The following is a 12,587-nucleotide window of genomic DNA, read 5'->3' on the forward strand; positions in this document are numbered from 1 at the left end:
ATTGAAATTGCTTAAAAAATAGGCACCCATCCCTTTTTTAGGGCATTAAACAGGGTTGAGTAGGCTGCAGACTCATTTGTCGCCAGGGTTGGACTAGCTAGATCCTTGATATTTAAGCTATAATTTTGGTCTCGGGTCTAATTTTGGACTTGAAATCGCAAGTTGAGCCTTCCAGGGTGGCGCTTTTTAGCGCAGCTAGGACTCAACTTTAGAACCAACCCTTAGGAGAAGTTATGTCAGTAACCATGCGTCAAATGCTGGAAGCCGGTTGCCATTTTGGTCACCAAACGCGCTTCTGGTCCCCAAAGATGGCCCCATTTATTTTCGGTCATCGCAACAAAATCCACATCATCAACTTGGAAAAAACTTTGCCAATGTTTCAGGACGCCCTGAAATTTGCAAAACAAGTTGCTGCTAATCGTGGCACGATTTTATTCGTTGGTACTAAGCGTCAATCACGCGAGATTATTGCTGAAGAAGCTGCTCGTGCAGGCATGCCTTATATCGACAGCCGTTGGTTGGGTGGTACGCTCACCAATTTCAAAACTGTTAAAGGTTCCCTCAAGCGTTTGAAGGATATGGAAGTTGCCAAAGAAGCTGGCGACTGGGAAAAGCTTTCTAAGAAAGAAGCTTTGACGAATGATCGCGATCTCGACAAATTGCAAAAAGCGCTTGGTGGTATCAAAGATTTGAACGGTGTTCCTGACGCCATTTTCGTAGTGGACGTTGGCTACCATAAGATTGCTATTACCGAAGCTAACAAGCTTGGTATTCCAGTGATCGCGGTGGTAGATACTAACCACTCACCAGAAGGTGTTGATTACATCATCCCTGGAAATGATGACTCCAGCAAGGCTGTAACCCTCTATGCGCGCGGTATTGCTGATGCAATCCTAGAAGGCAAAGCAAATTCTGTACAAGAAATCTTGACCGCTGTTAAAGAAGGCGAAGAAGAGTTTGTTGAAGAAGGGAAAGCTGAATAATGGCCGCTATTACCGCTGCAATGGTTGGCGAGTTACGCGCCAAAACTGATGCTCCGATGATGGAGTGTAAAAAAGCTTTGACTGAGGCTGATGGTGATATGGCTCGTGCAGAAGAAATTCTGCGTGTAAAGCTCGGTAGCAAGGCTGGTAAAGCAGCATCTCGTGTGACTGCTGAAGGTATTGTTGCTTCCTCTATTAACGGCACTACCGGTGCATTGCTTGAGGTGAACTGCGAGACTGACTTCGTTTCTAAGAACGATGATTTCTTGGCATTTACAAATGAGTGTGCAAAGTTAATCGCTGAAAAGAATCCGGCTGACGTTGCTGCTTTACTAGCATTGCCCTTGAATGGTCAAACGGTTGATGAGGTTCGTAGCGCATTGATCGGTAAAATCGGCGAGAACATCATGCCACGTCGCTTCAAGCGTTTTGCTGGTAGCAATAAGTTGGTTTCATATCTCCATGGCACCCGTATTGGTGTGATGGTTGAGTATGAAGGTGACGAGACTGCAGCAAAAGATGTGGCAATGCATATTGCTGCGATGAAGCCAGTAGCTTTGTCTACAGCCGATGTTCCTGCTGAATCGATTGCGATTGAGCGTAGCGTTGCTGTGCAAAAAGCTGCTGAATCTGGCAAACCACCAGAAATCGTTGAAAAAATGGTTGAAGGCTCCATTCAGAAGTACCTCAAAGAGGTTTCCTTGCTGAATCAGACCTTCGTCAAGAACGACAAGCAAACTGTTGAGCAAATGCTCAAAGCTGCCAATACAAACGTCAAGGGTTTCACGATGTTTGTTGTGGGCGAGGGCATTGAGAAGCGTCAAGACGACTTTGCAGCTGAAGTAGCTGCCCAAGTTGCCGCCGCCTCTAAAGCAACAGCGTAATACCCTGGCTTGGGGCTTGCCCCAGTAAGTCAGCAGTACTCAAAAGGGCATAGAAACGGGAGTTTTTATGCCCTTTTCTTTGATCCCCCAAGAGCCCTTTATAATTTGCCCAAGATATTAAAAAGTGCTTAAAGATCAATAAGCTAAGTACGCAAAATACTTGGCAAATTACGGAAAACTAAAAACATGCCAGCCTATAAACGCGTTCTCCTTAAATTATCCGGTGAAGCCCTGATGGGCGATGATTCTTTTGGTATTAATCCGGTCACGATCGATGCCATGGTTGCTGAGATCGCCCAAGTGGTCAATAGTGGCGTAGAGCTTGCCATCGTTATTGGCGGTGGAAATATATTCCGCGGTGTTGCTGGTGGTGCTGCAGGGATGGATCGCGCTACTGCTGACTACATGGGAATGTTAGCAACCATGATGAACTCACTTGCCTTGCAAGATGCTTTGCGTCAAAAAGGGGTAGAGGCACGCGTGCAATCCGCTCTCAGAATGGATCAAGTGGTTGAGCCCTACATCCGCCCACGTGCAATTCGGGCAATGGGTGAAGGCAAGGTAGTGATCTTTGCTGCGGGAACTGGTAACCCATTCTTTACAACCGATACCGCAGCTGCCTTGCGTGGTGCAGAGATGGGCGTAGAGGTGATGCTCAAAGCAACCAAGGTTGATGGTATCTATAGTGCAGATCCAGTGAAGGATCCAACTGCCACTTTATACAAGACCATCACATTTGATGAAGCATTAATTAAAAACTTACAGGTCATGGATGCCACAGCCTTTGCTCTTTGCCGTGACCGCAAATTACCAATCAAAGTATTTTCAATTCTCAAGCCTGGTGCATTGATGCGCGTAGTGCAAGGTGAGCCTGAAGGTACTTTGGTGCACGTTTAATAGGAGGCCTGATGTCTGCAGCAGAAATTAAAAACAATACCGATCAAAAGATGCAAAAGTCTCTTGAGGCTTTGAAAACCAATTTGGCCAAGATTCGTTCTGGACGTGCTAACCCTGGAATTTTGGAACACATTCAGGTGGAGTACTACGGCAACCCAACACCATTGAGCCAAGTTGCCAGTTTGGGTCTCGCAGATGCTCGTACTATTAACGTTCAACCATTTGAAAAGACCATGGTTGCTGCTGTTGAAAAAGCCATTCGCGATTCCGATCTAGGTTTGAACCCCGCATCACAGGGTACTGTCATTCGTGTGCCAATGCCTGCTCTGACTGAGGAGCGTCGCCGTGAATTGACTAAGGTTGTGAAGAGTGAGGGTGAAGATACTAAGATTGCGGTACGCAATTTACGTCGCGATGCCAATGAGCATCTCAAGCGCTTAACCAAAGATAAAGAAATTTCTGAGGATGAAGAGCGTCGTGCAACGGATGAAATTCAGAAGATGACAGATAAAGCAGTGATCGATATCGATAAGATTATTTCTGAAAAAGAAAAAGAGATCATGACGGTTTAAGCGCCCGATTGAATGTTTAGCCTCTTATGACCCAGCACATTAGTTCCACTAAGGATATTCCAGAGGTCAGCGCTATTCCTCGCCATGTGGCAATCATCATGGATGGCAATGGTCGCTGGGCAAGTAAGCGCATGATGCCTCGGGTTGCTGGCCATTCTGAAGGTTTGGGTGCGGTTCGCAAGATTGTGCAAGAGTGCCGCAGCATTGGCGTTGAGTATCTAACGGTGTTTGCATTCAGTTCTGAGAACTGGCGTCGCCCGCCAGAAGAAGTTGGTTTCTTAATGAAGCTATTTTTGAAATCGCTCAAGGGTGAAGTTTCACGTCTTGCTGAGAATGATATTTGCTTGCGCTTGATTGGGGATCTGAGCCGTTTTGATTCTGCCATTCAAGAGATGGTGCAGTTTTCTGAAGAAAAGACTGCAGGATGCAAAGCCTTAACTTTTACGATCGCTGCAAACTATGGTGGTCGCTGGGATATCCTACAGGCCATGCGTCGCTGCATGGAGGCTAACCCCAATTTAATGCCAGAACAGGTATCCGAGGAGCTTTTACAGCCTTATCTTTCGATGGCGTATGCTCCAGAGCCGGATTTATTTATTCGGACCGGTGGAGAGCAGCGCGTGAGTAATTTCTTGCTGTGGCAGTTAGCGTATACCGAGCTGTATTTCACAGACGTGCTCTGGCCCGATTTTGATGAGGCTGAATTACATAAGGCGTTTGATTGGTTTAGTCAGCGCGAGCGTCGTTTTGGTCGTACCAGTGCTCAACTTGCATCGCAGGTCATGAGTGACGCAGTTTGATGCAAGTTGCTCATTAAAAGTATCCAGCCATGCTAAAAACCCGAGTTATTACTGCTCTTGTTCTATTGGCAGTGCTCTTACCGGTACTATTTTTATTGCCGCCGGTGTACATCGGCGCCTTCTTTTTGTTTGCTCTCTTAGCTGCCGCATGGGAGTGGAGTCGATTGCTTGCCCCTGAGGCGAGCCGCGCAGCTTGGCTTTACGCCTTATTCTGTTTAGCGATCATTTTATTTTTATTGGGCATGCAAAACACTGCTTGGCAGTTTGCCTTGTTGCTCTTGGCAGTCCTTTTTTGGTTTTTTATTGCCCCTTTTCTGTTGGCGCGGGGCATGAATCTTTCATTGGAAAGACTGCGTCCTTTCTACGTCGTCCTCGGCTTAATCATATTGCCCGCAACTTGGTTTGCGTTGGTATTTTTACGTGAACTGGGCTTAGTATTTTTATTGAGCTCTATGGCCTTAGTTTGGATTGCTGATATTGGCGCCTATTTTGTTGGCAAGGCTTTTGGCAAGCGTAAGTTAGCGGTGCAAATTAGTCCTGGTAAATCAGTAGAGGGTGCGATTGGTGGACTGTTGCTTTGCTATCTCTACGCTTTACTTTGCGTGATCTATTTACCAGTTGACTCCACTTTATTTGGCGCTTGGGCCATTCGCTTTGGTTGGGTACCCATGTTTTTAATGGTCACTGCGCTAGTATCTTTTAGCATCTTTGGCGACCTATTTGAATCTCAACTCAAACGCTTGGCTGGTGTGAAAGATAGTAGCCACTTATTGCCTGGACATGGGGGTGTTTTAGATCGCGTGGATGCCTTGATTCCAACAATGCCCATCGCAGCATTACTAGCGGGATTTATTTAATGTCAGTGCGTCAGGTAGCAATTCTTGGATCGACCGGATCTATCGGCGTTAATACCCTTGATGTCATTCGTGCACATCCTGACCGCTTTCAAGTGGTTGCTCTTACTGCTGGTAAACAAGTAGATCGTTTGGCCGAGCAATGCGCTGAATTTCGTCCTGCGATTGCGGTGGTTTCTGATGCAGAAGATGCAGCTCGTTTCGAAAAGTTATTGTGCGATCAAAATATTGATACACAAGTGATGTATGGCCCTCAGGCATTGGTGAGTGCAGTTACAGAGTCTGGTTGCGATACGGTGATGGCTGCTATTGTTGGGGCAGCAGGCCTGGTGCCTACATTGGCTGCAGCTAAGGCTGGCAAAAGAGTATTGCTAGCAAATAAAGAAGCTTTGGTGATGTCTGGCAATTTATTTATGGAAGCCATGAAACTTGGTGGCGGAGAACTCCTACCAATTGACAGCGAGCACAATGCAATCTTTCAATGCCTTCCAGTTCAATTTACAAAAACGCCGCACTCTAATTTAGGTGTTGAAGAGCTTTGGTTAACCGCCTCAGGTGGGCCTTTTAGAAATACGCCGCTTGAACAGCTAAATACGATTACGCCAGAGCAGGCCTGTGCACATCCAAACTGGGTAATGGGTCGAAAGATTTCAGTTGACTCAGCAACAATGATGAATAAAGGCCTTGAGCTGATTGAAGCATTTTGGTTGTTTGGTTTACCGCTTGAAAAGATCAAGGTTTTGATTCATCCGCAAAGTGTGGTGCACTCGATGGTTCGATATCGCGATGGATCTGTGATTGCGCAATTGGGTCAACCCGATATGCGCACTCCAATTGCTTATGGCCTGGCCTGGCCTGACCGGATTGATGCCGGTGTGGCGCCTTTAAGTTTGACCCAACTGGCTTCTTTGAGTTTTGCAGAGCCCGATTTAGAGCGCTTTCCCTGTTTAGCTTTAGCATTTGAGGCAGCAAAAGCTGGGGGTACTGCAGCCACAGTACTCAATGCTGCCAATGAGATTGCGGTAGCAGCATTCTTGGATGAGGGCTTACCTTATTTACAAATTCCGGCCATCGTCGAAAAAGTGTTGCATGCGATACCCGCTGTAAATGCCGACTCGATTGAGTTGATTTTGGATATTGATGAGCAAGCCAGGGCAGTAGCTCGCGAGCATGCGCAAGCCTCCATTAAGAACCATTAGGAATTAATGTGCAGGCTTTAATTACTCTTGCTGCATTTTTAGTTACCTTAGGTGTGCTTGTGAGCTTTCATGAGTTTGGACATTTCCTCGCGGCTCGCTTATGCGGTGTCCGCGTTTTGAAGTTTGTAATTGGTTTTGGCAAGCCCTTGTTCACATACACTGCTCGAAATAAAACAGAGTGGATCATTGCTGCTATCCCTCTAGGGGGCTATGTCAAATTATTGGATGGTCGAGATCGCCAGCAAACGATTGCACCTGCAGATGAGTCAGAGGCCTTTGATCAGAAGCCGCTTTGGCAGCGTTCTGTGATTGTGGCCGCCGGCCCCTTTGCAAACTTTTTCTTGGCAGTTATTTTGTTTGCCGTGATTTATGTTTCAGGAGCGCCGCAATTACCTGCGGTCCTTAAGGCCCCACCAGATAACTCAGTAGCTGCCAGTTTGGGGGTGAAAGAGGGGGATCGCGTTATCGGGTGGCAGGCTCTATCTAAATCGAATTCTGTGCCCCTTTCTGGTGAATTTGAGCCTGTTCTTAGCTGGAATACTCTGCGCTGGACGCTCCTGGATTCTTTAACAGGGGGTGATGGATTTGCTCTAGAAATGGAAGCCCCAAATGGCGATCATTTTGTGATGCGCTTCCAAGCCTCAGACTTGCCCCATGCCACCCCCGAGCAAGATCCAATGCTAGGTCTGGGCATCTTACCTAAATCAACCCCCTTGGCAGAATGGACTGAGCTCAAATTGGGCCCGATTCAAGCAGCGGAGTTTGCGGCTAAAAGGGTATGGCTAATAACCAAGGTCTCTTTGAGGCTAATGGCTGGAATATTGACGGGGAGCACCTCCCTAAAACAGCTGGGCGGCCCTTTAAGTATTGCTGATATGGCAGGTAAATCCGTCCAGGTGGGCTGGCAGCCATTTTTTGCCTTTTTAGCACTTATAAGCATTAGCATCGGCTTACTTAATTTACTCCCTTTTCCAATGCTCGATGGGGGTCAGCTCCTGTATGATGCATGGGAGTTGGTCGCTGGAAAGCGGATATCGATTTCGATGCAGGAACAGTTCCAGAAATGGGGATTTTTGTTATTGATTTCTTTATCGCTTCTGGCCTTGTTTAATGATTTACAACGTTATTTTTCGCCTTGAATTTTCTGACTTCCTCTTCTCGCATCTCCCTTCGCCTAATTGCACAGCTTTTATTGATTGTTGCTGCAGTTCTTGGCAGCGTGAATTCCTATGCTGCTGAATCCTTTGTGGTGAAAGATATTCGGGTTGAGGGATTACAGCGTGTCGAGCCGGGAACCGTATTTAGCTACTTACCTGTGCAAGTTGGCGATACCTTTACAGAAGAAAAAGGTGCTGAAGCAATTAAGGCCCTATATAGCACTGGGTTTTTTAGAGACGTGCAAATTCAGGCGCAGGGCGATGTCCTTATTGTGATTATTGAAGAGCGCCCAACGATTTCTCGTATCGAATTTACGGGTATGAAAGAGTTTGACCAAGAAATCGTTCGAAAGTCTTTGAAGGCGGTTGGTGTTGCCGAGGCTCGCTTCTATGACAAGGCTTTAATAGATAAAGCAGAGCAAGAATTAAAGCGTCAATATGTAGGTAAGGGTCTTTATGCTGCTGAGGTGGTTGCAACTGTCACTCCATTAGAGCGAAATCAAGTTGCTGTTTATTTCAATGTGGATGAGGGCCCTGTTGCCAAAATTCAAGAGATTAACTTCATAGGTAATGAGGTATACAGCGAGAGTACCCTTAGAGGCGAAATGCAATTGAAGACTGGCGGCTGGCTGTCTTGGTACAGCAAAGATAATTTGTATTCCAAACAAAAGCTGACAGCGGATTTAGAGACTATTCGATCCTACTACCTAAACCGCGGTTATCTAGAATTTGTAATTGAATCCACGCAAGTATCGATTACTCCCGATAAAAAAGGCGTATATCTAACCATCAGCATCCGCGAAGGCAAGAAGTTCACAGTTAAGGACGTACGCCTAGCTGGCGATACGTTAGGTAAAGAGGCTGAGTTCATGCAGCTGATAACTTTGAAATCTGGCGACACCTTTTCTTCGGCTCGGTTAACTGAAAGTACCATGGCAATTGCAGAGGTCTTAGGAACTTATGGCTATGCCTTTGCCACAATCAATCCACAGCCTGACGTGCGCCGTGATTTGGCTGAGGTAGATCTTACCCTTGTGATTGACCCAGGGCGCCGTATTTATGTACGTAACGTAGCTATTTCTGGGAATGCGAAAACTCGAGACATTGTGATTCGTCGCGAAATCCGTCAGTTTGAGAGCTCATGGTTTGATAGCGATAAGATTGAGCTTTCCAAAAAGCGTTTGGGTCGAATGGGTTACTTTACTGAAACCGATATCACTACTGAAGATGTGCCTGGATCCCCGGATCAAGTGGATGTGAAGGTACAAGTTAAAGAAAAACCCACGGGCGCATTAACAATTGGCGCCGGATATTCTTCAACTGAAAAACTTATTTTATCTGCCGGTATCAACCAAGATAATGCATTTGGAACGGGCACTTCAGTGGGTCTGAATTTTTCTTTGGGTAAGGTAAATCAGAGTTTAGCCCTTTCGAATTACGATCCATATTTTACGGAAGATGGGATTAGTCGCTACACCGATCTTTTCTATCGCTCATCTAAACCGCTGTATTACGTCGGCGATCCTGCCTATCAAATCAAGTCTGTAGGCTCGAATATTAAATTTGGTGTGCCCTACACCGAGGTTGATCGAGTTTTCTTTGGAACGGGAGTTGAGGCTTATCAAATTCAAACCACTTCCAACACTCCGATACCTTATCTAAATTATGCCCAAAGCTATGGTATTGCAGCCCCAGGTTATCCTGGCACGCTAACTACTTATAACGTACCCTTAACTGTGGGTTGGGCGCGGGATGGTCGTGATAGCACTTTGATTCCATCGGAAGGTTCCTTGGAACAATTGTCAGGTGAGGTAGGGACACCTGCTGGGAATATGACCTTCTATCGCCTATATGGTCAGTACCAAAAATATCATTCCTTCTCCAAAGGGAACATCTTGTCTTTTAATGGAGAGGTGGGGTATGGGCAGGCCTATGGAAATAATCCCTTCCCAATTACCAAAAACTACTACGTAGGTGGTATTGGCTCCGTACGCGGCTATGCTCCTGGATCACTGGGCCCAAATTATTACAATACCAATACTGGTTCTTACCAGCCTACAGGTGGTCAGTCAAAAATCGTAGCTAACGTAGAGTACACCGTGCCAGTTCCAGGCTCAGGCGTTGATAAGACCTTGCGTACCTTTGCCTTTATCGATGGCGGTAATGCTTTCGGACAGAATATGAATCTTGTATTAAATTACTCATATGGTTTGGGTATATCATGGATATCACCATTGGGGCCACTGAAATTTAGCTATGGTATTCCGTACAATGCGGCTCCAACAGCTAACGTTCAGCGGTTACAGTTCCAAGTGGGTACTGCGTTTTAATTACAGAAGGAATGTTTATGAAGTGCTCTCTATCTTCAAAATGGATTCAGTTAAGCTTAGTTGCAGTGCTTGCAACTTTTTCCGCAACTCAAGCATTTGCTCAAGATGCAGGAACTCGGGTAGCAGTTGTCAACTCTGAAAAAGTTTTTAATGAGTCCAACCTCGCCAAAGCAATGCAGACACGTTTGCAGAACGAATTTACTAAGCGACAAAATGATTTGCGTGACAGCGCTCTAAAAATTAAGACAGCTGCAGAAAAATTGGATCGTGATGCTGCGGTGATGAATGAGGCTGAACGAGTTCGTCGCCAACGTGAATTGGCTGACCAAGATCGCGAACTGCAACGCAAACAACGTGAATTTACCGAAGATCTAAATCAGCGTACATTTGAAGAGCGCGCTAAGATTGCTGAAAAAGCAAACTTAGTGTTACGTCAAATAGCTGAACAAAGAAAAATTGATGTCATTGTGCAAGAAGCGGCTTATGTTAGCCCTAAAGCTGATGTAACTGATGATGTCATCAAGGCTTTGAATAGTCTCAAGTAAGTTTTATGCCCACCGCCATCGAGCTGGCCGAACAGTTTCAAGCAAGCTTGGTGGGGGAGGCTTCCTCCGTTTTTTCGGGTCTTGCGCCCCTAGAGCAAGCGCAAGCCAATCAAATCTCCTTTTTATCCAATCCGCTTTATCGCTTACAGGCTAGTGAGAGTTCTGCTGGCGCCTTAATCCTGAGTCAAGCGGACCTTGACCATCTCAATCAAAATCCAAGCGCCAGCGCCATTAAACGCGTTTATTTTGTTGCCAAAAATCCCTATGCAACTTTTGCCAGAATGGCTCAGTATTTTGCAAAAGTAAGTGCACCCATTTATGCGCCAGGCATTCATCCGAGCGCAGTCATTGACCCCAGTGTGAAAGTACCTGTTACTTGTCATATTGGTCCCTTTGTACAAATCAGTGCAGGCGTCCAGTTGGGTGAGCGCGTAGCAATTTTGGGAAATACTAGTGTTGCTTCAGGCGCTAAGATTGCAAGTGATACTTTGATTTATCCGAATGTCTCGATTTACCACGGCACGCAAATAGGAGAGCGCTGCATTATTCATAGTGGAGCAGTGATTGGTGCTGATGGATTCGGTTTTGCACCTGACTTTTCTGCAGCCGGTGGTGAGTGGGTGAAGATTCCGCAAACTGGCGCAGTGGTGATTGGCGATGATGTAGAAGTTGGTGCGTCCACTTCGATCGATCGGGGTGCGATGAGTAATACTGTGATTGGTTCTGGGACCAAAATTGATAATCAAGTGCAAATTGCACATAACGTTACGGTTGGTCATTGCTGTGTGATTGCTGGATGTGCGGCCATCTCGGGCAGCACTAAGATCGGTAACTTTTGCATCATCGGTGGCGCAGCCAATTTTGCAGGTCACCTGACGATTGCCGATAGAACTACCGTTTCCGGTAATACCTCGATTATTCGCTCCATTACCGAGCCTGGCCAACACTTCACGGGGGTCTATCCCTCTATGCTCCATAGCGCTTGGGAGAAAAATGCCGCTATTTTGCGTGGCCTAGATAAAATACGTCAGCGCTTGCGTTTATTGGATAAGAACAAGAGCTGAGCCTAAGGCTCTTTGGTAATTAAATAACAATTTTTTAGTGGGTAATTTATGAGTACAGCCAATGCGATTGATATCAATAAGATTCTGAAATTATTGCCCCATCGCTACCCATTTTTGTTGGTAGATCGTGTGCTTGAGATCACGCCACAAGTCAGTATCACCGCCTTGAAGAATGTCACAATGAACGAGCCATTTTTTCAGGGCCATTTTCCAGATTTTCCAGTCATGCCTGGCGTTCTCATTATTGAAGCTTTGGCTCAAACAGCGGCCTTGCTGACTTTTTCAGAAGAGCGTCCTGAAGGGTCAATCTATTACTTTGCAGGTATTGATGGCGCACGTTTTAAAAAACCGGTACTGCCTGGCGATCAGCTCATCATGACTGCGACTTTGGAGCGTGGGCGCGCAGGTATCTATAAGTTTGCAGTACAAGCAACTGTTGATGGCGAGATAGCTGCTGAAGCAAATATCACCTGTGCGGTGCGTACGAAAGGGGCATGATGACTCGAATTCATGCATCTGCAGTAGTTGATAGCAAAGCTGAGTTAGCTAGTGATGTTGAGATTGGCCCTTATTCAGTCATTGGACCGAATGTCAAAATTGGTGCTGGCTCCAAAGTTGGCTCGCATACCGTAATCGAAGGCCATACAACTATTGGGAAGGAAAACAACTTTGCGCATTTTGCTGCAATTGGCGGTGCTCCCCAGGATATGAAATACCGTGGCGAGCCAACGCAACTCATTATTGGCGATCGCAATACCATTCGAGAGTTCACAACGATCCATACGGGCACGGCTCAAGACGAAGGCATTACCCGCATAGGTAATGACAACTGGATCATGGCTTACGTTCATATTGCGCACGACTGTCAGGTTGGTAGTCACACGATTTTTTCTAGTAACGCACAAATTGCTGGACATGTTGAAGTCAATGATTGGGCGATTATGGGTGGTATGTCGGGCGTGCATCAATTTGTGCGTATTGGACAGCATGCAATGCTTGGCGGTGCTTCTGCACTGGTGCAAGACATTCCCCCATTTGTGATTGCGGCAGGTGACAAAGCTTCTCCCCATGGAATTAATGTGGAAGGCCTCAAACGCAGGGGTTTCTCCAGTGAAACCATTACCGCTTTGCGTCAGGCTTATAAGGTTCTCTACAAAGACGGCCTGAGTTTTGAAGAGGCTAAAGTAGAAATCCAAAACATGATTGTGGCAAGCGCAGCAGATGCCATGACAGTAGAAAAACTGACACAGTTTCATGACTTTATTGCCGCCTCTACACGCGGCATTATTCGCTAAGGTCTGC

Annotated in this window: 13 protein-coding genes; all 13 read left to right on the plus strand. The window is 46.2% G+C overall.

The window, feature by feature from the left end; genetic code table 11:
- The first annotated feature begins 233 nt into the window (after positions 1-233).
- The 13 genes from rpsB (at position 234) to lpxA (ending at position 12,580) form a co-directional block, all read left to right on the plus strand.
- Positions 234-983 carry a 30S ribosomal protein S2 gene (gene rpsB / locus IEN92_RS06035; protein WP_071467757.1) on the plus strand — a complete coding sequence of 250 codons (750 nt, stop codon included), beginning with the start codon at positions 234-236 and terminating at the stop codon, positions 981-983.
- Positions 983-1,867 (plus strand): translation elongation factor Ts, encoded by an 885-nt coding sequence (tsf, locus tag IEN92_RS06040; protein WP_215375767.1) that lies wholly within the window; start codon positions 983-985, stop codon positions 1,865-1,867. The genes rpsB and tsf overlap by 1 nt, the downstream gene beginning before the upstream one ends.
- 186 nt (positions 1,868-2,053) lie before the next feature.
- Positions 2,054-2,764, plus strand: a complete 711-nt coding sequence (gene pyrH, locus IEN92_RS06045; RefSeq protein WP_215375770.1) for a UMP kinase — start codon at positions 2,054-2,056, stop codon at positions 2,762-2,764.
- Between the two features lie 11 nt (positions 2,765-2,775).
- On the plus strand, positions 2,776-3,336 hold the full coding sequence (gene frr / locus IEN92_RS06050) for a ribosome recycling factor (RefSeq protein WP_215375772.1): 561 nt from the start codon (positions 2,776-2,778) through the stop codon (positions 3,334-3,336).
- 26 nt (positions 3,337-3,362) lie between these two features.
- Complete coding sequence (gene uppS / locus IEN92_RS06055; protein ID WP_215375775.1) at positions 3,363-4,136, plus strand: polyprenyl diphosphate synthase; 774 nt, start codon at positions 3,363-3,365, stop codon at positions 4,134-4,136.
- Between the two features lie 29 nt (positions 4,137-4,165).
- Positions 4,166-4,993, plus strand: coding sequence for a phosphatidate cytidylyltransferase (locus tag IEN92_RS06060; protein WP_216161576.1), 828 nt, complete (start codon positions 4,166-4,168; stop codon positions 4,991-4,993).
- A gap of 5 nt (positions 4,994-4,998) precedes the next feature.
- On the plus strand, positions 4,999-6,189 hold the full coding sequence (gene ispC, locus IEN92_RS06065; RefSeq protein WP_216162253.1) for a 1-deoxy-D-xylulose-5-phosphate reductoisomerase: 1,191 nt from the start codon (positions 4,999-5,001) through the stop codon (positions 6,187-6,189).
- Positions 6,190-6,197: 8 nt separating this feature from the next.
- Positions 6,198-7,328, plus strand: a complete 1,131-nt coding sequence (locus tag IEN92_RS06070) for a site-2 protease family protein (protein ID WP_216161579.1) — start codon at positions 6,198-6,200, stop codon at positions 7,326-7,328.
- Positions 7,329-7,333: 5 nt separating this feature from the next.
- Positions 7,334-9,676: an outer membrane protein assembly factor BamA gene (gene bamA / locus IEN92_RS06075; protein ID WP_370623905.1), complete on the plus strand. Its 2,343-nt coding sequence runs from the start codon at positions 7,334-7,336 to the stop codon at positions 9,674-9,676.
- 17 nt (positions 9,677-9,693) lie between these two features.
- On the plus strand, positions 9,694-10,221 hold the full coding sequence (locus IEN92_RS06080; protein ID WP_216161582.1) for an OmpH family outer membrane protein: 528 nt from the start codon (positions 9,694-9,696) through the stop codon (positions 10,219-10,221).
- A 5-nt stretch (positions 10,222-10,226) separates the two neighbouring features.
- Positions 10,227-11,285, plus strand: coding sequence for a UDP-3-O-(3-hydroxymyristoyl)glucosamine N-acyltransferase (gene lpxD / locus IEN92_RS06085; protein ID WP_216161585.1), 1,059 nt, complete (start codon positions 10,227-10,229; stop codon positions 11,283-11,285).
- A gap of 48 nt (positions 11,286-11,333) precedes the next feature.
- Positions 11,334-11,783 (plus strand): 3-hydroxyacyl-ACP dehydratase FabZ, encoded by a 450-nt coding sequence (gene fabZ, locus IEN92_RS06090; protein WP_215375791.1) that lies wholly within the window; start codon positions 11,334-11,336, stop codon positions 11,781-11,783.
- Positions 11,783-12,580: an acyl-ACP--UDP-N-acetylglucosamine O-acyltransferase gene (gene lpxA, locus IEN92_RS06095; protein WP_216162257.1), complete on the plus strand. Its 798-nt coding sequence runs from the start codon at positions 11,783-11,785 to the stop codon at positions 12,578-12,580. Before fabZ ends, lpxA begins: the two co-directional genes overlap by 1 nt.
- The last annotated feature ends 7 nt before the right edge of the window (positions 12,581-12,587 follow it).

The sequence above is a fragment of the Polynucleobacter sp. MWH-Creno-3A4 genome (assembly GCF_018881885.1).
Taxonomy (GTDB): Bacteria; Pseudomonadota; Gammaproteobacteria; order Burkholderiales; family Burkholderiaceae; genus Polynucleobacter.